General features: G+C 62.7%; 28 protein-coding genes. 9 read left to right on the forward strand and 19 right to left on the reverse strand.

Features of this window, described 5'->3' with window-relative positions:
- Positions 1–322: hypothetical protein (locus tag VFL62_RS18605; protein ID WP_325173848.1), on the reverse strand; the 322-nt coding region annotated here is incomplete at its 3' end.
- Between the two features lie 267 nt (positions 323–589).
- Between VFL62_RS18605 and VFL62_RS18610 the strand changes: the two genes are divergently transcribed.
- The 3 genes from VFL62_RS18610 to VFL62_RS18620 all read left to right on the forward strand — a co-directional run bounded on the left by VFL62_RS18610 (position 590) and on the right by VFL62_RS18620 (position 1,392).
- Positions 590–754 carry a hypothetical protein gene (locus tag VFL62_RS18610; protein WP_325173849.1) on the forward strand — a complete coding sequence of 55 codons (165 nt, stop codon included), beginning with the start codon at positions 590–592 and terminating at the stop codon, positions 752–754.
- 247 nt (positions 755–1,001) lie between these two features.
- Positions 1,002–1,211 carry a hypothetical protein gene (locus VFL62_RS18615; protein WP_325173850.1) on the forward strand — a complete coding sequence of 70 codons (210 nt, stop codon included), beginning with the start codon at positions 1,002–1,004 and terminating at the stop codon, positions 1,209–1,211.
- A gap of 1 nt (position 1,212) precedes the next feature.
- On the forward strand, positions 1,213–1,392 hold the full coding sequence (locus VFL62_RS18620; RefSeq protein WP_325173851.1) for a hypothetical protein: 180 nt from the start codon (positions 1,213–1,215) through the stop codon (positions 1,390–1,392).
- Between the two features lie 24 nt (positions 1,393–1,416).
- Here the strand turns inward: VFL62_RS18620 and VFL62_RS18625 are convergent, their stop codons facing one another.
- A complete protein-coding gene (locus VFL62_RS18625) occupies positions 1,417–1,641 on the reverse strand; it encodes a hypothetical protein (protein WP_325173852.1) in 225 nt (74 codons plus the stop codon).
- A 138-nt stretch (positions 1,642–1,779) separates the two neighbouring features.
- Positions 1,780–1,995, reverse strand: a complete 216-nt coding sequence (locus VFL62_RS18630; protein WP_325173853.1) for a hypothetical protein — start codon at positions 1,993–1,995, stop codon at positions 1,780–1,782.
- 504 nt (positions 1,996–2,499) lie between these two features.
- Here VFL62_RS18630 and VFL62_RS18635 point away from each other — a divergent pair.
- Complete coding sequence (locus VFL62_RS18635) at positions 2,500–2,772, forward strand: hypothetical protein (protein WP_325173854.1); 273 nt, start codon at positions 2,500–2,502, stop codon at positions 2,770–2,772.
- 124 nt (positions 2,773–2,896) lie between these two features.
- On the opposite strand, the gene VFL62_RS18640 is transcribed toward VFL62_RS18635, so the two are convergent.
- Positions 2,897–3,745: a metal-dependent phosphohydrolase gene (locus VFL62_RS18640; protein WP_325173855.1), complete on the reverse strand. Its 849-nt coding sequence runs from the start codon at positions 3,743–3,745 to the stop codon at positions 2,897–2,899.
- A 682-nt stretch (positions 3,746–4,427) separates the two neighbouring features.
- Here VFL62_RS18640 and VFL62_RS18645 point away from each other — a divergent pair.
- Positions 4,428–4,826 carry a hypothetical protein gene (locus VFL62_RS18645; RefSeq protein ID WP_325173856.1) on the forward strand — a complete coding sequence of 133 codons (399 nt, stop codon included), beginning with the start codon at positions 4,428–4,430 and terminating at the stop codon, positions 4,824–4,826.
- A gap of 46 nt (positions 4,827–4,872) precedes the next feature.
- On the opposite strand, the gene VFL62_RS18650 is transcribed toward VFL62_RS18645, so the two are convergent.
- Positions 4,873–5,685, reverse strand: coding sequence for an MBL fold metallo-hydrolase (locus tag VFL62_RS18650; RefSeq protein WP_325173875.1), 813 nt, complete (start codon positions 5,683–5,685; stop codon positions 4,873–4,875).
- Positions 5,686–5,846: 161 nt separating this feature from the next.
- Between VFL62_RS18650 and VFL62_RS18655 the strand changes: the two genes are divergently transcribed.
- The 4 genes from VFL62_RS18655 to VFL62_RS18670 all read left to right on the forward strand — a co-directional run bounded on the left by VFL62_RS18655 (position 5,847) and on the right by VFL62_RS18670 (position 7,170).
- Complete coding sequence (locus tag VFL62_RS18655) at positions 5,847–6,065, forward strand: hypothetical protein (RefSeq protein ID WP_325173857.1); 219 nt, start codon at positions 5,847–5,849, stop codon at positions 6,063–6,065.
- 53 nt (positions 6,066–6,118) lie between these two features.
- A complete protein-coding gene (locus VFL62_RS18660) occupies positions 6,119–6,274 on the forward strand; it encodes a hypothetical protein (protein ID WP_325173858.1) in 156 nt (51 codons plus the stop codon).
- Between the two features lie 277 nt (positions 6,275–6,551).
- Entirely contained in the window at positions 6,552–6,794 is a 243-nt protein-coding gene (locus VFL62_RS18665; RefSeq protein ID WP_325173859.1) for a hypothetical protein, read from the forward strand.
- A 136-nt stretch (positions 6,795–6,930) separates the two neighbouring features.
- Positions 6,931–7,170, forward strand: a complete 240-nt coding sequence (locus VFL62_RS18670; protein ID WP_325173860.1) for a GCG_CRPN prefix-to-repeats domain-containing protein — start codon at positions 6,931–6,933, stop codon at positions 7,168–7,170.
- A 341-nt stretch (positions 7,171–7,511) separates the two neighbouring features.
- Here the strand turns inward: VFL62_RS18670 and VFL62_RS18675 are convergent, their stop codons facing one another.
- The 14 genes from VFL62_RS18675 to VFL62_RS18740 all read right to left on the reverse strand — a co-directional run bounded on the left by VFL62_RS18675 (position 7,512) and on the right by VFL62_RS18740 (position 20,488).
- Positions 7,512–8,003, reverse strand: a complete 492-nt coding sequence (locus tag VFL62_RS18675) for a hypothetical protein (RefSeq protein WP_325173861.1) — start codon at positions 8,001–8,003, stop codon at positions 7,512–7,514.
- A gap of 294 nt (positions 8,004–8,297) precedes the next feature.
- Positions 8,298–9,857, reverse strand: coding sequence for a 2-isopropylmalate synthase (locus tag VFL62_RS18680; protein ID WP_325173862.1), 1,560 nt, complete (start codon positions 9,855–9,857; stop codon positions 8,298–8,300).
- A gap of 646 nt (positions 9,858–10,503) precedes the next feature.
- The gene (locus VFL62_RS18685) at positions 10,504–11,724 is read right to left on the reverse strand and encodes a hypothetical protein (protein WP_325173863.1); all 1,221 of its coding nucleotides are present in this window, start codon (positions 11,722–11,724) and stop codon (positions 10,504–10,506) included.
- A 271-nt stretch (positions 11,725–11,995) separates the two neighbouring features.
- Positions 11,996–12,709 carry an OmpA family protein gene (locus VFL62_RS18690; RefSeq protein WP_325173864.1) on the reverse strand — a complete coding sequence of 238 codons (714 nt, stop codon included), beginning with the start codon at positions 12,707–12,709 and terminating at the stop codon, positions 11,996–11,998.
- The gene (locus VFL62_RS18695) at positions 12,673–13,107 is read right to left on the reverse strand and encodes a hypothetical protein (protein WP_325173865.1); all 435 of its coding nucleotides are present in this window, start codon (positions 13,105–13,107) and stop codon (positions 12,673–12,675) included. Before VFL62_RS18695 ends, VFL62_RS18690 begins: the two co-directional genes overlap by 37 nt.
- Positions 13,108–13,181: 74 nt before the next feature.
- On the reverse strand, positions 13,182–13,553 hold the full coding sequence (locus tag VFL62_RS18700) for a BA14K family protein (protein WP_325173866.1): 372 nt from the start codon (positions 13,551–13,553) through the stop codon (positions 13,182–13,184).
- Positions 13,553–13,984 (reverse strand): hypothetical protein, encoded by a 432-nt coding sequence (locus VFL62_RS18705; protein ID WP_325173867.1) that lies wholly within the window; start codon positions 13,982–13,984, stop codon positions 13,553–13,555. The genes VFL62_RS18700 and VFL62_RS18705 overlap by 1 nt, the downstream gene beginning before the upstream one ends.
- A gap of 617 nt (positions 13,985–14,601) precedes the next feature.
- Complete coding sequence (locus VFL62_RS18710) at positions 14,602–15,216, reverse strand: phasin family protein (protein ID WP_325173868.1); 615 nt, start codon at positions 15,214–15,216, stop codon at positions 14,602–14,604.
- A gap of 237 nt (positions 15,217–15,453) precedes the next feature.
- Entirely contained in the window at positions 15,454–15,615 is a 162-nt protein-coding gene (locus tag VFL62_RS18715; protein ID WP_325173869.1) for a hypothetical protein, read from the reverse strand.
- Between the two features lie 259 nt (positions 15,616–15,874).
- On the reverse strand, positions 15,875–16,126 hold the full coding sequence (locus tag VFL62_RS18720) for a hypothetical protein (protein ID WP_325173870.1): 252 nt from the start codon (positions 16,124–16,126) through the stop codon (positions 15,875–15,877).
- A gap of 71 nt (positions 16,127–16,197) precedes the next feature.
- Positions 16,198–17,406 carry a sensor domain-containing diguanylate cyclase gene (locus VFL62_RS18725; RefSeq protein WP_325173871.1) on the reverse strand — a complete coding sequence of 403 codons (1,209 nt, stop codon included), beginning with the start codon at positions 17,404–17,406 and terminating at the stop codon, positions 16,198–16,200.
- Between the two features lie 133 nt (positions 17,407–17,539).
- Positions 17,540–18,562 (reverse strand): polyphosphate kinase 2 family protein, encoded by a 1,023-nt coding sequence (locus VFL62_RS18730; RefSeq protein WP_325173872.1) that lies wholly within the window; start codon positions 18,560–18,562, stop codon positions 17,540–17,542.
- A gap of 175 nt (positions 18,563–18,737) precedes the next feature.
- A complete protein-coding gene (locus tag VFL62_RS18735) occupies positions 18,738–19,433 on the reverse strand; it encodes an NUDIX hydrolase (RefSeq protein WP_325173873.1) in 696 nt (231 codons plus the stop codon).
- Between the two features lie 11 nt (positions 19,434–19,444).
- Complete coding sequence (locus VFL62_RS18740) at positions 19,445–20,488, reverse strand: ABC transporter substrate-binding protein (RefSeq protein WP_325173874.1); 1,044 nt, start codon at positions 20,486–20,488, stop codon at positions 19,445–19,447.
- Positions 20,489–20,695: the final 207 nt, after the last annotated feature.

Consider the following 20,695-nt stretch of genomic DNA (forward strand, 5'->3'; position numbering starts at 1 on the left):
ACACCACGAAGAAGCGCGACGTCACCCTCTTATATTGAATGCGTTGGGGCGGGTGCATCTTGGCGAGGAAGGCGGCGGGCGTCTCACTCGAGACGTTGGCTGTCGTCTGGATCGTGAGGTTGGCGCGACGGTCGTGTGTCTGGAAACGCTGACCATAACCTTCCCCTGCGCGGCCGGCCCGATCGCTGAAGATCGAAGCAGGAATCTCAACCGAGGTGCCGGTTTCCGGGATCGTGAAGGAGCTCCACCTGACGGCTTGCGCAAACGCAGGCTGCATCGAACCGAACACCAGGCCAATGATGGCCGCCGAGGCTATCTTCATCCCGTTTCCCTCATGCGCGTTCAGGGGGAATAAGAATCGGCAGGCCGGGCTAAGTTCCAACGCGCGCCGAGATCACGATCTGAGCTCGATCATGACGACGACTGGACGACGTAGGCATGTGGTGATCGCCGGAAAAATCAGGGTCTGCCTGCATTCGCGACGACGTTCAGTACACTTCTGAACCAATCAACCCTGTGTAAAATCTTTGCTTTCCCTCGAAACCGATCCACCGGGTTCGGAGTCGGTTCTCGACGCGGGAGTTCAGGCATGGCCGATGAGAATGATGACGCAGAGCGACAGGCGGCTCTGGAGAGATTTCGAATGATGCGGGAAGAGACGACCGATCCGCTTGCCGCACGATTGATTGGCGACATCATCAACGAGCTGGAGGCCGGCACGACGGCCGCTCCCAAGCCCGGCCCGCGCGACTGAGCTTGCCGCCTGCACCGCCTCGCGCCTCTGCTGAAGGACTGGTTGCGAACGACGCGGCGAACAGCCTCCGGACGTCAATGGAGGCGCGCCAGTCGGGCGATAGTATCTGCAGCCAATTGAGCAAAATCAGCAGTTCGAAAAAAGTTGCGCCTTGCATTCAAAATACATTGCTGGTTTTTCCCAAAGATTTCCCGCAGACTCGCTCGATCGGTGCAGGGCATATGGCTTTCGCGCTGAGAGGAGCAACATGGACCGCCAGCAAGAATCCCGATCGCTTCAGGATCGCCTGAAGGCCTTTACGGAAGAAGAACGAAAGAAGGTGGCGCAGCTGCCGCAAGGTCCCGAGCGTGACCTGGCCTTGCAGAAGATCCGTCAGGCCGACGCCGCAGCCCACCTCGACGCCTGGACCCAATCACCCGAATTGCCCGCCAAAAGGCTTCCCAAAGAAAGCTGCTGAGATGAAGGACATGAAGGCGCACCTGGAAAAACTGCGGGTGCAGATCGCCGAATGCGAGATCATTCGGGATTTGGCGACCGATCGCAAGAAGCGCGAACTGTTCGGCAGGCTGGCGGAGCATCACAAGGTGCTCGCCGGAGAAATCGAGCGCGCCATTGCCGCCGGCAGCGAGCCTGCGTAGAAGCGCGAGCCGTCAGACGCGATCTCACGAGCGGCGGCGAGCGAATGCAATGCCAAGGACGAACGCGATCGCAAGAGCGCGAAGCGGCGCCTCTCTGGTAAGTCGACTTACCTGATTGAGCACGCCGCCGGGCCGGCGGCTGTCTTCAATCGCACTCGCGATGCTTTCGGTCGTCGCCTGCACCGCTTCCGTGGCCTCGTTGACGGCCTCGGCCGTCTTGTCGAACAGTGTCCGGGAATCGCCGCTCATCTTGATCTGCCTCGGTGTGACCAAAGCACCAATCGACCAGGCGAGCCGTGGTTCCTGTTCTGCCGTGCGACGAATGGCGGAAGCGCAAGAAGAAAGGCCCCGCCGAAGCGAGGCCCGTTCTGATGATGTTAGCGCGCCTCAATCCGGCGGCTTGCGGCTGACCCCGCGGGCCCCCGCCCGCGACTTGTCGACGCCGCCGCCGTCCGTGCTTGGGCCCGATGGGCCGCTTGCGCCCGTACCCGTCATCATGTGGTGCTTGTGGTGGTGATGGCGATGCTTCGCCTGTGCCGGGGCAAAGGCAAGCGAAGCAGAGAGCGCGAACACGGTCGCGAGAACAACAGTCCTGATCTTCACGGTGGTTTCCTCCGGATGAGAGAGGCACCAACGAACCATGCTACCGTTTGTTCAACCTGGCGTGGCGGTTTGGAAACTCCGCTGCCTTTGCCGCGAACGAAAAACCCGCTTCTTCGCAGGTGCGAGAGCGAGGAAAAAATGCTTGTGATGGGTCCGGCTCCGGCACGAAAGGGCGTCATCCAGTGGCATCAAAGACAAATCCGATGCAAAACAGAGCAAGTCTTCTCGTCGCGCCCTCGCGCGACCTGGCCACCGGGGGATTTGGCAGAATGGTCATCGCCGTGACGACAGGACGTCTCGAGGCGTTTCGGCGGACCAAGCTCTATGACCTGATCGCTGCGGCCCCCCTCATTGGCTGGTGTGCGTTTTGGCGTTTATTAGCCGACTGGTCGATACTGCGACCGGTCCGCGCGCGGCGTGGAATTCACGCGGCAGTGATTGCAAAGCCGGAACCGCCCCCCGTCTACCGCGATTGACACTCCAGTAAAATGAATGGAGACCAACATGACGCGGATCAAACTGATCAGCGCCGCAGTGATCATGTCTGCGGCAATCGCCACGCCGGCGTTCGCGCAGGAGTTCTACGGAACCTACGTCGGCGGTCCGTACGGGCCTGGGCCGGTCTATTATGGCTATCGCGGATACGACGTGCCGCCCGGCAGCTACCCGCCTCGCGACTCGGACGAGTTCTGGAACGAGGTCAACCACGGCTTCTCCGGCCGCGACCCGTCCCGCACCGGCGGCGTCAGCCCGAACCTGAAACCTCCGGGAAGCTGAGAACCGGAACACGAGAACCGGATGGTTATCGGAACGGCCTCAGCGCATCCGGCGCTGGGGCCGTGTCATTTGTCTCGCATTTGTCGTCGCGCGGCCGCCTCACCTGCAACCATCGCGGCAGCTCTCACATCTGCGGGCCGGACAGGTTCAGTTCGCGTTCGGCGCGGAAGACATTGGCATAGAGGTTTGCGATCCACTGGCGCCCGCTCGATGTGACATTGAGATAGCGTATCGCGGTCTGAATTTGCGGCGCGACGTTGTTCCAGTAGAACTGCGGGTACTTGTAGACGACGTCGGCGGGCGTGTCGTAGCCGAGCTTCTTGTTCAACCCGATTTCCTCAAATTCATAGAACAGCGCATTGGTCTTTCTCAGGTAGTTGGGATCGCCAAGCTGGCCGATCAGATCGGCCGCGCGCAGCAGCAGCCCCTCCTCTTCGACCAGGTCGTCGTCGTTCGACGTCGTCGCATAGGGAAAGCGCGTATATTCGATCGCGCGCGCAATCCGCCGCGCATCCACCTCCTCGGTGCCGTCGAGGCGCTCGGAGACGAACAGCTTTGAGCGGTCGACGTGATAGGGCGCGAGCGCCGCATCGGACGATCCGCGCGGCAACTGAATGGTGCGGCCGCTCAGATCGGCGACGTAAACCTCGTCGGTATCGCCTTGCAGGATTCCGCGCACATAGCCGATGTCGTGGGCAAGACAGGCCAGGATGAAATTGGCGTAGTCCTCCGCGGTGGTCGCCCGCAGCATCTGACGTCCCATCAGGATGTCGTGCCCGGCGAGCGTGACCAGCATCGAGTGCTCGATGTTGTGATAAAGGGCATCGCTGTTGCCGATGCAGTCGAGGGTCAGGCGTGCGGCGAATGGCACAACTTCGGCGAGGCGCGCGTGCGAGGCGCCAAACCGGCTCTTGGTGTCCGAGGTCAGAAACGATCCCAAAGCCTGCGCTATCAGTTCCGGAATTGTGATCATCGAAACACCCGTGCGGTTGAGTGCGGTGGCCCGATCGAATTCCTTGGTCGCCCGACAAAGTGCGGCGGTTCAGAAGTCCGCATCACCGATGAGCGGCGGAAACGATGCGACTTCTGAACCGCCACACTAGCATAATGTCTGGGTCTGTGACCGGCAGATGTCGGGGCGCTGGCAGATACGGCCGGCAATGGCGAGGTCAGGGCGCGAAATGTCCGTAAAGCCCAAGGCCGACTAGGTAGCTCGATAGGGGCCGAAAGCGTTCCAGCGGCATGGCTGTTTATCTCGGGAACGCGCGGAGATAAGCGGGTGTTGTCGTGGCAATGGAGGATATTGCCATGCTGTTCTTTTATCTGCCCATCATCATGTTTGGCGCGATGTTCGAGACGAATAAGGACAAGCGTGAGTTGGACCAAATCGATGCCGATTGAGATGCCGACTGGATCGCTCACCCTGCCACAGTGAACTGCTTCGGCGGGTGAGGTCCGCCTTTTGTGCCGCCACCACGACCTCGCTGGGTTTCCCATGGCGGCCACAGCCGAGCCCCCCTCGACAACAACGATCGTCACGCTCGTCCGGCAATGTTCTGACGGGTTCGGCCCTGGCTTTTCAAAACCGCATGATGGCGGCTGGATGGGCTGGAAGACGCGCCCTATATTCCTATTAGAGTGCGTGGGAGAGCCCGATGTCGCGCGTCATTCCGTTGGTCGTCGCGCTGCTCGCCAGCCAGTGGTTCGCGGGCGCAGGACACGCGCAGATCACGCCGCCCGCAGGCGCGGCCGGCGCCGGCACCGCCCCGGTCACCGGCATCCCCTACGGTCCCGCCAATCCCCGCGCGCTCTCCGACCCCTCTGGCATCGGCAATGCCGCTAGCGTGCCGCCGCTCCGCTCCAACACCCCGATGATCACGGTGCCGCAAGGGCCTTTGCCAGGGCCGAGCCGCGCCGCCGCCCCGACCTATTATCCCTATGCCTCGCAGCAGCCGATCAGCGCGCATGCGATCGAGCCGAGAAGCAGACGATGGCATCGCCGGCGCAGCCACCGGGAGGTCAGCTCGTTCACGGGGATCTGCCGCGGCTGCTAGGGCGCGTGAAGCCGATCCGCGCGGTCAGCTCTCACTGATCCCGCGGTCAGCCTTCACTGATCCGCGCGATGTACCGCGCGACCGAGGCCGCGACCGCCTGCTTGCCGCCGGTGTCGATCTGGCCGCGTCCTGAAAACGCGCCGTAGACCGCATCGAACGCGAACGGCTCGAGCCGCTGCGCGATGCGCCGGACCTTGGCCGCGGAAAGCGGGATCAGGTTCGGGTACGACCACATGAAGCTGACATGCCCGCTCGGCACCACCTGCAGAATGTCGCCCGACAGCACGACGCCGCGGCCCTCGTTCCAGTCCGCCCAGTGCAGGACCGTGCCGCCGGCGAAATGCCCGCCGAGCCGGACCAGAGTGAGGCCCGCGCCGATCGATAGGGTCTCGCCCTGCCAGAACCGCACCGCCGGGTCGGTCCGCATCACCCACTCGCGATCATCCGCATGCAGGTGGATCGGCACGCCGCCGAGCGCGCGGCTCCACTCCACCATGGTGGTGTAGTAATGCGGGTGCGAGATGGCGATCGCCTTGACGCCGCCAAGCCCCTTGATGAGGTCGATGGTGGCGTCATCGATCAGGGCGATGCAATCCCACAACACGTTGCCATCGGCGGTGTGGACCAGGATCGCACGCTGGCCGATGCCAAAGGCGGGCGTGGTCTCGATGATGGTGAGCCCGGCCGCAAGGCGGCGGAATTTGTTGGCGTGCGAGCTTTGCAGCCGCTCCAGCGTGGTCCAGGACTGGCCGGCGGCCGGGACGAACTGGCGCTCGTCGGTACAGATCGCACACGCGCGCGGCGTATCCTCCGAGGGAGAATACTGCGTGCCACAGGTGTTGCAGATGAAGGCCGGCATGGGAGACAGCATAGCGCAGGGTTGTCCTCGCGGCGAGGGCGAGACCGCCGTGCCGGCGGCCGGCGTCGCGCCGGGTCCTGCCTCGCCCAAGACTAACCTACGATAATGAAGGCCGGCCCACTTCGCGCTTATCTCGGCGCCATGCCTGATGAGACCTCTCCATGCCGGACGAGAACCTCTGCAAAAGCCGGGCAAGACGGGTCCGCGACCTCGCAAGCCGCGCCGATCCCTTCACACGGAAGCGGCTGCTGGCGCTTGCCGACAGGTACGAGGCCGCCGTGGCCGGGCCGCCAGACGCTGCACCTCACGCCGTTGTGACGGCAACAACCTCCGAGGACGCGCAACGAAACCATTTCACCGACGGCGTGAAACCGACGTGAAACAGAACCGGCGCAGCATCCTCACAATTGATGCGACAAGGAGTTTCATCAAAATGCTGGCGGAAAAATTTTTCCTCGTTCTCGAAGCCTTGCTCAAGGGCCGCAACGATGCCCAGCCGACCTATGCCGATGGCGCACCGCGCGTGACGAGTTCATCGCAGCATGTGCCTGTGATCTTGCCCGCGCGCGACACTTTGCAGGCCAGATGAGAACGGGCCGAAGCGAACGTGATTGGCGTGCCTGCTGTAGCCGCCGCCGTCGCCTGCACAAAATACAGCCGCGCGGGAACCGGGTCGCTGCGCTAATCTCAGATTGCGGGTCCATGGAGCGACACCTATGAGGCTCCCTCATAGCCTCGCGACATCCACCCAGAGCCCCCGCTGGTTCACGACAGCGGGGGCTTTTTCATTTTGCAAACCTGTTCCACTTCGCAACCCATGCGCAGTCGCGCGCGTTGACGCTGAGAACGACAGCGGAGATGCGCCCATGGCAAGACCCGGCATCGATACGCGCGATACCCGAAGCGGGACCTACGATCCCATCAACAAAGACGGCCTGCCGCAAGGCGAGCAGATCAGGGACAAGACCAACGAACATGAGAAGGCGCAATGGGGCGCCGACGTGCGCGCCGATCCATTGCCGGGAAGCGAACCCGTATTGCCGGAAGGGCTGATGCGGCCGGGCACGCCGCCGCTCAACCCGCGGACCGGCCGCAACAAGGCGGAGTGAGCGCATCCAGTCCCTATTGCTCCGCGCGATATCTCCCTATCCCCTCTTTCGAGGCCGGGCCGCGTTGGCGGAACTGTTCTTTGTACCGATGAGTTAAAGGAAGTCGCGACTGGCTTCGCGCGCGCGGAGGACTGACATGAGACGGATCATCGTTGCGGTGCTGCTTTCAACTTGCCTCGGCGTCGGCGCGGCGCAGGCATTCGACGATTGCGGCCCCGGCTGTCACAGCACGGTGCAGGGCGCCTGCGTGGTCAATGGCTGGGAAGTCGGCGCGGTCGCCTGGAATGAATGTCCGGCCGGCGCCCATCCGCAGCGGCCCTGCCCGTCCCGTTTCGTCTGGAACAGGGCAGCCAAGGCCTGCCTCCCCGCGAGCTGACGGCGTCGAACTAAGCGATCCCGCCATGCTGAGAACATCGCGGGATCGCTGTCCTATTTCCGGCAGGACCAGATCGAGGACGTCGTGTGCTTATCGGCCCTCCCGTAAGAAAGTCGTTACTGCAATCCGAACCGCCGCGGCTTCCGACCTACCGACCATTAACTGAACGCGCATTTTCAATTGCACGTTGATATGCCGGCGAAAGACGCGCGCGAAGCATGAGGCTCTTTTCGCCACATGGCGCGTGGGGTGCCGGGGTCCGAGGCCCTATTTGCCGGTAGCCGAAACAAAAGAGGCGGCCGTTAGGGCCGCCTCTTTTCGTCTCGCCGGGATGCAGGCGATCAGCGTGCGTACCAGTTCTTCTCTGCATAAGGGCGGCAGCCGGCATAGCCGGGGCTGCACTCAAAATCGCCCCAGGTGCTGCTGCCGTAATAGCCGCGATCGTAGCCCGGCGCGGCCGCGTAGGGTCCGCCGCCGAACGGTGCGGCGGCGATCGCGCCCGCGGTGCCGATGGCGCCAGCTGCCACGGCGCCGGCAGTGTTGACGGCGCCTGCGGCGACATCCGCACCGGCTTCGACCGGGTTGGGTCCGTAGCCGCGGCGGTAGCCCGGGCCATAGCCGCGCGCGTAACCGCGCGCAACGTGACGCCGCATATGTTCGCGCGGAGCGGTCGCCATATGTCGCGAGGCCATGTGCTCGGAGGAGCGCATGTGGCTGGCGCCGCGCGCCTCGGATTTCTCGACCGCCTGGGCGCTGCCGGCGGGCAAGCCCATCGAAAGCACGGCTGCACAGGCGAGCGTCGTCGCCGCGATCGTCATTCTTCCTCGGTTCATCTTGTTCTCCGTTGCTGCAATTCCGCCCTGGCCGGGGAACACCCGGGCCGCGCGGAGAACGCCTTCCGCAGATCGAGGTTCCATGCACTTTTATGAGAGCAGGCTGGAACCGGACGGGCCCATCGGTTCCCGAATGAAAAACAGGCGGCTCGTCGCCGCCTCCGATCTTGTCTTCGCGAGCCTGATCAAACCCTACGCCTCGATGCAGCAGAGCAGCTGACGATGCACGACGCCGCGGCGCGATCGATTCCGGGTCTGGCGCTCACGCGCCATCCCGGATGACGAAGGACGTAGTTATCCCGCGGCCTGCGCCGGCACGTCGCGCTGGCGCTTCATCACGATCTTGTTGAGCGCGCCGAGATAGGCTTTCGCCGAAGCCACCAGCGTATCGGGGTCGGCGGCGCGCGCGGTCATCGAGCGGCCTTCATGCGCGAGCCGCACCGACACTTCCGCTTGCGCGTCGGTGCCCTCGGTCACGGCATGGACCTGGTACAGTTCCAGCTTGGCCTCGTGCGGCACCAGGCGCTTGATGCAGTTGAACACCGCATCGACCGGGCCGTTGCCTTCGGCTTCCTCGATCCTGATCGCACCGTCGACGTCGAGCTTCATGGTCGCGCGCTGCGGCCCGTGCGTGCCGGCGATCACGGTCAGCGAAGCCAGCTTGATCCGGTCGTGCGAAGCGGCGATCTCCTCATCGAGCAGCGCCTCGATATCCTCGTCGTAGATGTCCTTCTTGCGGTCGGCGAGCGCCTTCATCCGCACGAACGCATCCTCGATCTGGTTGGCCCCGAGCTTGTAGCCCATCTCCTCCAGCTTGTGGACGAAGGCATGACGGCCCGAATGCTTGCCGAGCACCAATGAGGACTGCTTCAGGCCGACCATTTCCGGCTTCATGATCTCGTAGGTCGAAGCGTCCTTCAGCACGCCGTCCTGATGAATGCCGCTCTCATGGGCAAAAGCATTACGGCCGACGATCGCCTTGTTGTACTGCACCGGGAACGAGGTCGCCGCCGACACCAGTTTCGAGGCCGCGGTGAGCTTCGTGGTGTCGATCCTGTTCCAGTACGGAAACTTGTCGTTGCGCACGCGCATCGCCATCACGATCTCTTCGAGCGCAGCGTTGCCGGCGCGTTCGCCGATGCCGTTGATGGTGCATTCCACCTGGCGGGCGCCACCGGCGACACCGGCGAGCGAATTGGCCACCGCCATGCCGAGATCGTTGTGGCAATGCACCGAGAACACCGCCTTGTCGGAATTCGGCACCCGCTCGATCAGCGTGCGCATGAAGGCGGTGTATTCCTCGGGTACCGTGTAGCCGACGGTGTCGGGAATGTTGACGGTGGTGGCGCCGGCCTTGATCACGGCCTCGACAATCCGGCACAGATAATCCATCTCCGAGCGCGTGCCGTCTTCGGCCGACCATTCGACGTCGTCGATCTGGTTGCGGGCACGCGAGACCATCGCGACCGAGGTCTCGAGCACCTGCTCGGGCGTCTTGTTCAGCTTCACCCGCATATGCAGCGGCGAGGTCGCGATCACCGTATGCACGCGGCCGCGCTTGGCAAATTTCACCGCCGCCGCGCAGCGGTCGATGTCGTCGGGATGGGCGCGGGACAGGCCGGCGATGACGGCGTTCTTGGAGCGGCGGGCGATTTCGCTGACCGCCTGGAAGTCGCCTTCCGACGTGATCGGGAAACCGGCCTCGATGACGTCGACGCCCATGTCGTCGAGCATCTCGGCGACTTCGAGCTTCTCTTCGAACGTCATGGTGGCGCCGGGGCATTGCTCGCCGTCGCGCAAGGTAGTGTCGAATATAACGACGCGGTCCTTTTCGGACTTGGGGGCGGAAGTCATTGGCTTATTCCTTTGGGTCGATGCGCTTTGCTCGGGAGCGCTGAAGGGGTTTCTCGGTGGCTGTCGTGTGCGAACCCCTGAGTGCCCAGGCGCCAATCGCCCAGCCGGCTCTCAGGGGCCGATAAGAATAAGAATCCCGCCGAGAAGGAGGGCCGGCAGCGACGCAGGCGAGATCGCGCTGGGACCGGCGGCGATGGCCGTCTCCCCCAAAACCTCGATCTTTTCGCAGCGAATCAGCATTTTCCGGACCCGTTTCGACGAAGCTTCAGGCAAAACCATTGACGCTTGGTTTCAAGATCGCCGAGAGGTGGTCGTTTTAGACGAGTTTGGCAGTCCGCCGCAACGCCAAAAGATGGTCAGCAAGGGTGACCTAATGGCCACCGTCATTCCGGGACACGCGAAGGGTGGACCCGGAATCCATTCCTCCCGGCATTCGTCCCGGCGACATGGATTCCGGCCCTGAATTGCCGTCTAACCCGCCTGCCTGTGGTCGAGCCGCTAATGTCCCTTGGATTCTGGAGTCGGCTCCGAAGCGGCTGCGAACTTCGGAATCGGGACGCTAGTGTGGCGGTTCAGAAGTCCGCATCAATGCCGCCGCGGGTTCTTCATGCGGACTTCTGAACCCAAGCCACACTAGTTTAATAAGTTAGCTAGCGTCCTTGCGATTCCGAAGTTCGAGATGTGGCTCCGAAGCGGCTGCGAACTTCGGAATCGGGACGCTAGCCAGCACATCGCGCCCCTTCAGCCACAAGTGATGCAGCAGGCCCGCACCCGGCCGGCGCCGCTCGACACCTTCCAGGACATGGTGAAGGTGGGCGTCATGAATGTCGCCGGGAATGGTGTGGTACTCGGCGTCCAGATCCGCAGCCAGCGCGGCCATGCATTCGTCGAGCCGCCTGCCCCAATCCGATTGGTCGAGCCGCGCGATCCAGTCGTGGAGCTGGTATTCGACATCGTAGATGTCGACCAGGATCTCCTTGGCGGTTTCGACCCGGTTGCTCTTCAACGCCTGCCGCAGCAGCCAGCGCCTGTCGTCGAGATGGTCGAGCACCATCGAGACCGCGATCGCATAACGCGACGTCGCGACGTCGCTGGCCGCACTGCTGTAGGCGGAGCGGATCGCGAATTGCACCAATTGCCACGGGTGCTTAAGGCGCTTCATGATCACCGTCAACGCAAAGGGCGCCTCCGCCGGATGCTTGGCGACGAAGGCATCGAGCAAGGCTTGCACCTTGGCCAGCGCTTCGCCCTCCAGACGATCGATCTTGGCCGGCAGCGCGCCTTCGAGCGCGACGATCGCCTCGCGGATCTGCAAGGCCGCAAGCGTCTTCTTCAGATCGCTGATGCAGGCGCGCGAGCTCGTATATTGCGCGAGCCCCTGTTCGGCCGACTTCTCGCCTTCCGTGGAAGCCAGCTTTCCCTGCAGCGACTTGATGACCTTGGACTGAAAGGCGTCGGCGATCCGGCTCGCCTCCTGGACATGGCCGCCGACCAGCGCTGTTTTCATCGCCTCGCAATAGTCGCGGGCCATTGTCGGCAGCAGTTCATGGTTGATCCATTCCCAGATCGGCGCCAGCGATCCGCGCGAAATCTGCCCGGCATTGGCCCGCTCCGGGGCGCGGTCGACAAACAAGGTTTCAATCGGCTTGAAGAAGTAGCGCGACGGATTGCCGACCCGGCTCGCGCTTTCTCCGCTCTGGCGGAATTCGGCGCGCAACGCCGCGAGAATCGGCGCGAAGGCCGAAACATCCTCGCCGTACATTTGCAGCCGTTCGATTTCGGTCAAAAGGCTCGAGCGCGCAAGCGGCGTCAGCCGCGCGAGGTATTCGCGCGTACGACGGGCGGATTCTGCCTGCGCTGTCGTCATCGGAGCAATACCTGAAAACACAATACCAGTTCAAAGTACGGCCGATGATTGTGTTCCCAGGGAAGCGAGCAAACGATTAACGATCTGCTCCGTAGGAGTACTGGAAACGCGCGGTATTTAATTCAATTTTCGGATTTGCCCCGCAGCCGGAAAAAACAGGGCGCGGGAAAGCGGAGCGCGAGCAACAAGACAGCGTCCCGGCGCAAGCCTTGGAGGAAACGGGTCGCAGGGACGCCCCGTAAACCAAGGATCCGACAGCCTCTACGGATCGTTATTTTTTGCCAGCCTTGCGCGCAGTTGCGGATTTTCCGGCTTCTGCCGGCTTGACGCCTGCAGGGCCCGCGACCGGCACGATCTCGTGCAGCGTGGCGACCATGGCCTGCTGATTGACCGCGGCTTTCGGATTATTCGCATCCACCAATTGCTCTTCGCCGAGGCCCACCGCGAAAATCCGCTTTGAGGAAACCTTGAACGTCGTCACCAGCGCGTCACGGATCGCTTCGGCCCGACGATGACTGAGCGCCAGATTGTTGTCGCGGCGGCCGTTGGCCTCGACGCGGCCGACGACCAGGAACGCGAACGACATCAGCGCCGGATTTGTCAGCGCGTCGGCGAGGCGTCCGAGCGTGCGATAGGATTCCGGGCGGATGACCGGCGTATCCGGATTGAACTGGATGTCCAGGTCGATATGGGGCTGCCGGTTGAGGGCGGCGGAAAGCAGCGGGCGCTTGAGCGGGTTCAGGTCGGCCCGCGCCTTGATGCGGTCTTGCGCCTGCTGGCGCAGCGCCGGCACTTCGAGATCGGATGGCGTCTCGAGCTTGTCCAATGCGCCGACCATGGCTTCCGTGGTCGGCCCTTCCTGCGCGCGGGCCGGCGCGGCCGCGATCGCCAGCAGGCAAGCGACCAGCAGAACTGAAGCTCGGGCCAAAGTGCGCGCCAGCGCCGCCATCAGCGGTACCCCGCTTGGGTCAGCGACTGATTGCATGCCCAGCCGAGGCTCTTGGTCGGCGCTTTCAACAGGCAGGTGATGGTCTCGCCGGGCTTGCCTTGCGCGTCGGCGCAGATCTTCTGCTTGTCGCGCTCGCAGGCCCTCCAGACGGCGCTGCGTGCGGAGACCCGTTTCTGGATCGCATCAAAGGCCTTGAAGTAGTCGGCGCGGCATTGCGCGGAGACACTGTCCTGATTGCGCGACAGGCATTCCTTGAGGCGCGGCGCGTCGAGACTGACGCCGAGGCAATTGGCCTCGATATCCTTGCCGCAGCTTTCGGCGAGCGTCGCGGCTGAGGTTTCGAAATTCTGGGTTTCGGCAGCCACAGCGGACGACACCGCAAGCGGCGCCGCAACAATCGTGGCTAGAATCGCGCGTGAAAATGCCCGGACCATGACGCTGATCTGACCTGAAGGGGTCGCGGACCGTCAAGACCGCAATAGGGCGCAGATTGTGCGTAAAACGCTAGTTACGGCGCCAGGCAGCGGCTGTAGCGGCGGCCATCGGCGGCCTGTTCGATCCGGTAACGCGGACAGGCGACGATGCCGTGGGCGTTGACGGTGTAGCTCTGGGATGGATAGGGCGCACCCTGATGCTGCGGATTGCTGCCGAGCCAGCCGGCGGCGCCGACGCCGGCGAAAAACGGACTGGTGGCAAAATTGCCGGGGAAGACGCCATTGGTCGGAAAATCGCGCTGATCGTCGCGGTTGTCGTAGTAGAAGAAGCTCGCGGTATTGCCGTTGCCGTAGCGACGCCCTTCGCCATAGCCCTGAGCCGAGGCAGTAGCGATCGTGGCCGCGAGCACCGGCACCAGGGCCGCGATGGTCAAGAGGCTCCGCATCACCAGCCCACCACCGGCGGCCTGGCCGTTCCCCAGTCGCCTTTCCATCCGCTCAGCCTTCCCCTTCGAAATTGCAGATAAAGCCCGTCGCTCCGGATCGTGAGCGCGCTGCCCTTGACGTTCGGCAGTGCCAGCAGCAGTTCGTTGCCACGGCTGCCGCTGATATAGCCGAGCGGCACGCCCAGCGCAGCCGAGACCTCGTCGGGGCTCATGCCGAACGCGAGCGGGACACTTGAGGCCAGCACCGGTTGTGCCGCGGAAGGTGCCGACGCACCGGCGAGGACTGCCAGCGTCAGCGCCGCCGTCACCAAACCGACATGCAGGCGTCGCAGCGCGGCGCCACGACCTTTTGCACGCCGCTTTGCTGCAAGACCTTTCGCAAGATCTTCCGGAAGGCCGTTGCGACGGCGGTTTGGAATGCGTTTCGGCATATCGTCGATCTCTGTTCGGCCGCGCGATGTTAGATTCAAAGCGCTGTGTGCACAATGACAGCGATCTATTGGCCACAGTGCGGGAGCTCGGTGAGGCACCCTGCACCAAATCCGGACCAATGGCTTGACATCCATGCAGACGCATTTAGAAACGATTAAGCCCTCCTGAGCATAGTGGGTTTGAAGGTGTTCACCGACACGGCGGCGTCGGGCACTTTCCCGATCGCTCTCCCCGAGCGATCGCGCCAGAAACCTGCTCCCAAAGACCAGCGCGAACCATCCCGGACCCCTTTCGCGAAAGGGGGTCTCATCACGTCTGTAAGACGAGGACGCGTGTTCGATGCGACAGGATCAGTGGAAGTCCCAGGTACTGCAGGAATGGGATCGTTGGCTTCAGGCCCAACCGATCGACCCCGAGGCGCCAACCGCCCGCGATACGCTGAAGTTCTTTTGCGAACTTCAGGACAGACGCTCTCCGCTACTGGATTTCCGCCCCGGCCGTCGCGACAAATGGCAAATCATCCACGCCTGGCTGCATCATGCCGGGCGCGTCCCCGATTGAGAGCATCGGGCGCATTTAGCGCCCGCTGTTTTCTGATGGTCCGCCGATCTCAACTCTAGCTGCGCGGCCATTGCGCTGCGAATTTTTCAAGTGGCCTGAACCATTGCTGGGCCCATTCGCCGTAGAGCACGCACATCTTTTGCGAATGGGCCAGAAAGTTCGCATAAGCCTGCTTGGCGAACTCGCCCTGAATCTCAAAGGCCTCGTCGAACGAACGCGCCGCGATCAACCGCTCGACCAGAAAACGGCCATTGAGCCACGACTTTTTCGTGTATTCGTCGCAGGCCTGTGCAACCGCCTGAAAGCCATCGGCAAAACCATCGACTTGGGACGCGGGCCTGAGAACTTGCGGTGGAAGCACTTCGCCGCTCAGCGCGGCCTCTTGGGCTTTTTCGACCGCAACCATCTGCGCAGGCTCGACCGCGACCGCTTCGACGGGAGCGGAAACCACTTCAACTGGAGCCGCTTCGACGGAAACCGGCTCGGCCGGCACCGCTTCGACCGGAGCGGATTCGGTCGCGGCCGCTTCGCTTTCGATCGCCAGGGCGCTGACGGGATCCGCCTCCGTCCTCACCTCGGCCTGCGGCCGCCCGCTCTTTGCATTGCGTTGATCCGCCTTGCGGCCGCGCGCACGCGGCTTGGCGGGTTTTTCTTCTTCAATCGTCGGCATGATCACACTCCATTCACGTGTAGTTGTGGAGTGGCCACCAAACGCTACCAGTTCGCCCTGATTGCGTTTGAAGTGCGGTGTCGCCTTGTTCGTTGCGCGGCCTTGATGTGAACATGCACATAGCGGCCGATGACCCGGCCCTCAAAACGTCGATGCCCGGCATATCCGCTCGCGAAGACGCGCTTCGCAGCGGATAGTCCGGGCATGACAACGGAACTTCTCGCGTCGGACGCGACTTCAGGACGCCTTATCACTCTCCTCGATCTGCTCGAGCGAGGCGCGGATTTCGGCGACGACCTGATTGTAATATTCGGTCAACCGCTCCGAGGTCTTGAGTTGCGCCTGGAGCTGTTCCGTACGTTCCGCAGCCTCGCCGGCGATCGGCTGAGCCGTGGACACCAGTCCGTCTTCCGACCTCGATGAGGGATTGTGATGCGCCATGTTTACTCACTCACATATTGGGCCAACGCGCTGGCTACCGATATGAGGCGTCGGTTTTTTGGGATTAATGGGGCGCTTCCTTGCAAGTTCTAGGAACGAACGAGGCCAAACTTGGGAGCGGTTGCCATATTTCGATGGCGCATTTTCCCAAGATGAAAAAGAAAGCCGCCCACAAGGGACGGCTTTCGATTCAAGTCGATCAGCAACTAATGTGAGACTAGCCGCCCGCTTCGCACTTCTTCATGAAGGAGTTCTTGGCCGCGCCCGCGAGCTTCTTGCCGTCGGAGCCGACCGCCTTGGCGGCGCAGCTATCGTGCATGCACTTCTTCATGAAGGACGTCTTGGCCGCGCCGGCGAGCGGCTTGCCGTCCTTGCCCATCGCCTTGGCATCGCAGCTCATGTCCTGCGCAAAGGCTGAGCCGCCGGCGAATGCGACGACAATGCCCGCCAGCATGATTTTTCTAAGCATGGTATCTCCCCGGGGAATGGTTGAACGCCCGCCGATTTGATCCCAGAGCAAGGTTCTCGGCAAGGGGGAAACTATTCGAACACGACTTCGATCTGGGTGTCGCGCTTGGTTGCGATCCGGCACATGCGGTGCAGCTCATCCGACACCACCCCCAGCTTGAACCGCTCCGGCACGCCCGCGGTCGAAATGACCTGCAATAAAGCGCCCGAACGGGACAGCCCGCGGATGGTGCATTCGACGGTCGAACGGCCGCCATTGAAGGTGATCTGGCCGGCCTTGAGCACGCGGCGCAATAGACCCGGATCGGCCGCTTCGGCGCTCTGCCAGATCTGGCAATTGTTGCGGCCGGCCGCCTTGGCGGCGTAGAGCGCGGTGTCGGCGCGTTTGATGAACTGGTCGACATCGATATCGCCGCCATCGAGCGCCGCGACGCCGAAGCTTGCGGTGACGCGCAAGTGTCCTGCCTCGGTTTCGACCCGGCTGCGCGCCACGGCGCTGCGGATCTTCTCGGCGACGGCAAGCGCGGCCTCGCCGCCGGTGTGCGGCAGCAGGACGACGAACTCCTCACCGCCGAAACGGCCGATGCTGTCGGTAGAGCGCAACTCACCGCGACAGGCCTCGACGCAGGCGCGCAGCACCTGGTCGCCGATGCCGTGGCCATGGGCGTCGTTGACGCTCTTGAAATGATCGAGGTCGAAGAAGATGCAGCTCAGCTCGAAGCGGTGACGCCGCGCCAGCGAGATCGCGCGCGAGAGCTCCTCGCGCAGCGCCCGCCGCGACAATGCGCCGGTGAGCGCATCCCTGGTGGCGACGGTGCGAAGCTCGAGTTCGCTGGTGACGGTTTTGGCGAGGTCGGCAAGAATGGCAAGCTTGGCGGCGTCGAACGTCTTGGGCTGATCGTGCATCGCGCACAGGGTGCCGATCGCGTGTCCCTCCGGCGAGCGCAACTGCACGCCGGCATAAAAGCGGATGAACGGTGCGCCGGTGACGAACGGATTGTCGGCAAACCGCTTGTCGTGCCACGTGTCCGGCACGACCAGCGGCCGCGAGTACTGGATTGCGGCGTTGCAGAGCGCGGGCCCCCTCTCGGTCTCGGCGTTCGGCATTCCCTGCTGCGACTTGAACCACTGGCGATGGCCGTCGATCAGCGTGACAGTCGACATCGAGACGCCGAAGATGCCGCGAACGAGCCGCGTGATGCGGTCGAACGCTTCCTCTGCCGGAGTATCGAGCACGTCATAGTGGTCGAGCGCGGCGAGCCGGTCCTGCTCGTTTGCCATCGCCTGTGCGCCAAGTCCTGCCTCGTATCCCATGCGTGAATGGGTACGGCTGAACGTTTGCGAATTGGTTCTGCTTTACTGTTAATTTGTAACTACACGGCGAAAGCGGGCGGCAAAACCTGCGGGTTCTGGCCTAAAAGGCGTCGTCCGCCGTCCTTTTGGCGGGCCGTCGGGTCGAACGCGCCGCGCGCCTTGCAGCGACCTTTTCCTCGCTTTCGAGCGCCCTGCGCACTTTGGCAAATTCCGCTTTCGAAGCCTTGTCGATGCGCGGATAACGCAACTTGAGTTCCTCCAGCGCGCTGACGATCACCGAACCGATCACCACGCGGGCAAACCATTTGTGGTCGGCCGGCACCACATGCCAGGGCGCATCGCGGCTCGCAGTGCGCCGAATGACGTCCTGGTACGCCGCCATATAACGCGGCCAGAACGCGCGTTCGGTGACGTCGCTCATGGAAAACTTCCAGTTCTTCGACGGCAGCTCCAGCCGCTCGAGGAAGCGTTCGCGCTGCTTTCGCTTCGAAATGTTCAGGAAGAATTTCAATACCAAGGTGCCGTTGCGGGAAAGGTAGCGCTCGAACGCGGTGATATCGGCAAAGCGCTCGCGCCAGATGTTGGGACCAGTCAGCTTGCCCGGAAGCTTTTCTTTCGAAAGCAGGTCGTGATGCACCCGCGTCACCACGCACTCTTCGTAATAGGAGCGGTTGAAGATGCCGATGCGGCCGCGTTCCGGCAGAGCGATCATGGCGCGCCACATGAAGTCATGGTCGAGTTCGTGGGAGGTCGGCTGCTTGAAAGAGGTGACCTCGCAGCCCTGCGGGTTGACGCCCTCGAAAATGCTTTTGATCGCGCTGTCCTTGCCGGCGGCATCCATGCCCTGGAAGATCACAAGCAGCGACCACTTGTCCTGAGCGTAAAGCCGCTCCTGCAGATCGCTGAGCCGCTGGCGGTTGGCCTCGAGGATCTTTTCACCCTCGTCCTTGTCGAGACCGCCCTTCTCGGCGGTATTGTGCGATTTCAGGTGAAAGTGGTTTTTGCCGTCGAACCGGAACGGAGTGACGAACGGCTCCAGCCGCCTGATCAGGGATCGGCTCGCCTTCTTGGCGGCCTTCCTCGCCTTCCTGGCTTTCTTGGACTGCTTGGCCTTCTTGCCCATGTCACCCAGTGCCCGCTTTCCGAAGTTCGTGCTCCATCGCAGCACCCGCTTTCACGAACTTCGGAAAGCTATGGGCACTAGCAAACGACATGTTCTAGTGCGGCTTTTGAATTTGAAGTTCCTATAAAGAACTCGCGGCGAAACTGATAGGAACTTCAAATTCGCCGCACTAGTGCTAAAATTGAGCTGCAAGAAACGCGCTGACAAAAACCGGCATCGCCGGCACAAGATCGGAACTTCCACGCACGAGGTGAACGGCACGCAATTCCGGCTGGCTCTCGCGGGCGAGATAGGCCTCGATTTTCGCCTGCAACGCGGCGCCGGAAAGCGCGACGCGCAGAATACGAATCATCGCAATCGAAGCGCCGGTGAAGACGCAGGTCCAATACCCGTCCTTGGTATAGTCCGATTCGCCAAGTCCGGTCTCCTCCGCAAGTTCCCGGGCCACGCTGCCGGCGATATCGACCGCCCCATCCCTGATGTCGTCGGGATCGGGCGTGCCGGCGGGAAAATAGATTCGTCCGGCGTTGGCGGTATGGCCGCCCATTTCGCCGAGCAGGAACGCACCGTCGGAGGATCGCACCGCGCCCATGCCAAAGCCGTTGAACACGCCGGTGTCCGGAAAGCCCCAGTCGCGCCAGGCGAGAAAGCTCGCGAAATCGGTCTCGAAAAACTCCGCCGAGAGATGATCGCCCGACCGCACCGCGTTGCGGCCGAGCAGCACGCGGCCGTTCCAGATGCCGGGCCTGTCGCGCCGCTTTTCGGCAAAATGCGCGTCGATCTCCTCGCGACGCGCTTGCGCGAACGGCCAGGCGAAGGGTTTCACCTTCAATTCGAGCGTCGCGATGCGATGGATTTCGGGCGATGTCATCCTTAAGAATTCTACTTCGCAGAACCCGTCGTCTTCTTCGCGGCTTCGACGAACTTGTCGGTGTAGGTCTTGGTGACGTCGATATTGGCTTTGGCGACTTCCGCCGAGCCGAGGCTGAACACCGCGAGCACGGCGTCGGCGCCCTTCGGGTCCATCTTGCCGGTCTGCGAATACATCGGAATCGTGTTCTTCAGCGCGGCAAGATAAAGCTCGGTGTTCTTGCCGACGATCTCGCTCGGCATCTTCGCCATGATCTCTTCGGGCGAATGGCTGTGAATCCAGGCAAGCGTATTGAGGATGGCCTGCGTCAGCGCCTGGGTCTCCTTCTCGTGAGAAGCGATCCACGCCGCGGTCGAATACAGCGCGCCACCCGGATATTCGCCGCCGAACACCTCCAGCGTATCCTTGCCGGTGCGGGTGTCGGAGAGAATGCGCAGGTCCGAATGCGTGCCCTGCAGGACGGTGATCGAGGGATCGAGCATCACGGCGGCATCGATCTGCCCCTGCTCCATCGCAGCGACCGCGGTGCCGCCAAGCCCGACGCCGATCACCGCAACGCTTGCGGGATCGACGCCGTTTTTCTTCAGGAGATATTTCAGGAAGAAATCGGTCGAGGAGCCCGGCGCGCTGACGCCGACCTTCTTGCCGGCGAGATCCTTGATTGCTGATATCTCGCCGGTGTGCTTCGGCGATACCACCAGCGCTTCGCCCGGATAGCGGTCATAGACCACAAACGCCACAAGCTCCTGATGCTTGGCGGCGAGGTTGACGCAATGGTCGAAATAGCCGGAGACGACGTCGGCGCTGCCCCCGAGCACCGCCTTCAGCGCATCCGAACCGCCTTTGAGGTCGACGAGTTCGACGGCAAGCCCGGCCTTGTCATATTCACCAAGCTGCTTCGCCAGCACCGTCGGCAAATAACAGAGGCAGGCGCCGCCACCCACCGCGATGGTGACCTTGCTCTGCGCGGCCGCCGACGCGGGAATAAGGCTGGCTACGGAAACCATGGCGAGCGCGACCAGCGCCGCGGCCAGTTTTTCAAGCAGCATTTTCATGATTTCCTCCCGGGAAAGACCTCGTTGCGACGCAGGATAGAGCAGCGCGCGGACCGTGAGAAGGCGACGAAAGGCGGGGCAGTCGACTTAACTCGTGATTCCGGGGCGCGTGCAGAGCGAGCGAGCCCGGAATCTATCTATCGATACGACCGGCGGTAACATGGATTCCGGCTTCGTCCTTCGGACGCCCCGGAATGACAGTGCCCT

Origin of the sequence: Bradyrhizobium sp. (genome assembly GCF_035701725.1) — a bacterium.
Classification (GTDB): domain Bacteria; phylum Pseudomonadota; class Alphaproteobacteria; order Rhizobiales; family Xanthobacteraceae; genus Bradyrhizobium.

What these genes read in the sequence shown, in the direction of transcription:
- VFL62_RS18610 (WP_325173849.1), top strand. Translation starts at nt 590, where the DNA reads ATGGCCGATGAGAATGATGACGCAGAGCGACAGGCGGCTCTGGAGAGA.
- VFL62_RS18615 (WP_325173850.1), top strand. Translation starts at nt 1,002, where the DNA reads ATGGACCGCCAGCAAGAATCCCGATCGCTTCAGGATCGCCTGAAGGCC.
- VFL62_RS18620 (WP_325173851.1), top strand. Translation starts at nt 1,213, where the DNA reads ATGAAGGACATGAAGGCGCACCTGGAAAAACTGCGGGTGCAGATCGCC.
- VFL62_RS18625 (WP_325173852.1), bottom strand. Translation starts at nt 1,641, where the DNA reads ATGAGCGGCGATTCCCGGACACTGTTCGACAAGACGGCCGAGGCCGTC.
- VFL62_RS18635 (WP_325173854.1), top strand. Translation starts at nt 2,500, where the DNA reads ATGACGCGGATCAAACTGATCAGCGCCGCAGTGATCATGTCTGCGGCA.
- VFL62_RS18640 (WP_325173855.1), bottom strand. Translation starts at nt 3,745, where the DNA reads ATGATCACAATTCCGGAACTGATAGCGCAGGCTTTGGGATCGTTTCTG.
- VFL62_RS18645 (WP_325173856.1), top strand. Translation starts at nt 4,428, where the DNA reads ATGTCGCGCGTCATTCCGTTGGTCGTCGCGCTGCTCGCCAGCCAGTGG.
- VFL62_RS18650 (WP_325173875.1), bottom strand. Translation starts at nt 5,685, where the DNA reads ATGCCGGCCTTCATCTGCAACACCTGTGGCACGCAGTATTCTCCCTCG.
- VFL62_RS18655 (WP_325173857.1), top strand. Translation starts at nt 5,847, where the DNA reads ATGCCGGACGAGAACCTCTGCAAAAGCCGGGCAAGACGGGTCCGCGAC.
- VFL62_RS18660 (WP_325173858.1), top strand. Translation starts at nt 6,119, where the DNA reads ATGCTGGCGGAAAAATTTTTCCTCGTTCTCGAAGCCTTGCTCAAGGGC.
- VFL62_RS18665 (WP_325173859.1), top strand. Translation starts at nt 6,552, where the DNA reads ATGGCAAGACCCGGCATCGATACGCGCGATACCCGAAGCGGGACCTAC.
- VFL62_RS18670 (WP_325173860.1), top strand. Translation starts at nt 6,931, where the DNA reads ATGAGACGGATCATCGTTGCGGTGCTGCTTTCAACTTGCCTCGGCGTC.
- VFL62_RS18675 (WP_325173861.1), bottom strand. Translation starts at nt 8,003, where the DNA reads ATGAACCGAGGAAGAATGACGATCGCGGCGACGACGCTCGCCTGTGCA.
- VFL62_RS18680 (WP_325173862.1), bottom strand. Translation starts at nt 9,857, where the DNA reads ATGACTTCCGCCCCCAAGTCCGAAAAGGACCGCGTCGTTATATTCGAC.
- VFL62_RS18685 (WP_325173863.1), bottom strand. Translation starts at nt 11,724, where the DNA reads ATGACGACAGCGCAGGCAGAATCCGCCCGTCGTACGCGCGAATACCTC.
- VFL62_RS18690 (WP_325173864.1), bottom strand. Translation starts at nt 12,709, where the DNA reads ATGCAATCAGTCGCTGACCCAAGCGGGGTACCGCTGATGGCGGCGCTG.
- VFL62_RS18695 (WP_325173865.1), bottom strand. Translation starts at nt 13,107, where the DNA reads ATGGTCCGGGCATTTTCACGCGCGATTCTAGCCACGATTGTTGCGGCG.
- VFL62_RS18700 (WP_325173866.1), bottom strand. Translation starts at nt 13,553, where the DNA reads ATGCGGAGCCTCTTGACCATCGCGGCCCTGGTGCCGGTGCTCGCGGCC.
- VFL62_RS18705 (WP_325173867.1), bottom strand. Translation starts at nt 13,984, where the DNA reads ATGCCGAAACGCATTCCAAACCGCCGTCGCAACGGCCTTCCGGAAGAT.
- VFL62_RS18710 (WP_325173868.1), bottom strand. Translation starts at nt 15,216, where the DNA reads ATGCCGACGATTGAAGAAGAAAAACCCGCCAAGCCGCGTGCGCGCGGC.
- VFL62_RS18720 (WP_325173870.1), bottom strand. Translation starts at nt 16,126, where the DNA reads ATGCTTAGAAAAATCATGCTGGCGGGCATTGTCGTCGCATTCGCCGGC.
- VFL62_RS18725 (WP_325173871.1), bottom strand. Translation starts at nt 17,406, where the DNA reads ATGGCAAACGAGCAGGACCGGCTCGCCGCGCTCGACCACTATGACGTG.
- VFL62_RS18730 (WP_325173872.1), bottom strand. Translation starts at nt 18,562, where the DNA reads ATGGGCAAGAAGGCCAAGCAGTCCAAGAAAGCCAGGAAGGCGAGGAAG.
- VFL62_RS18735 (WP_325173873.1), bottom strand. Translation starts at nt 19,433, where the DNA reads ATGACATCGCCCGAAATCCATCGCATCGCGACGCTCGAATTGAAGGTG.
- VFL62_RS18740 (WP_325173874.1), bottom strand. Translation starts at nt 20,488, where the DNA reads ATGAAAATGCTGCTTGAAAAACTGGCCGCGGCGCTGGTCGCGCTCGCC.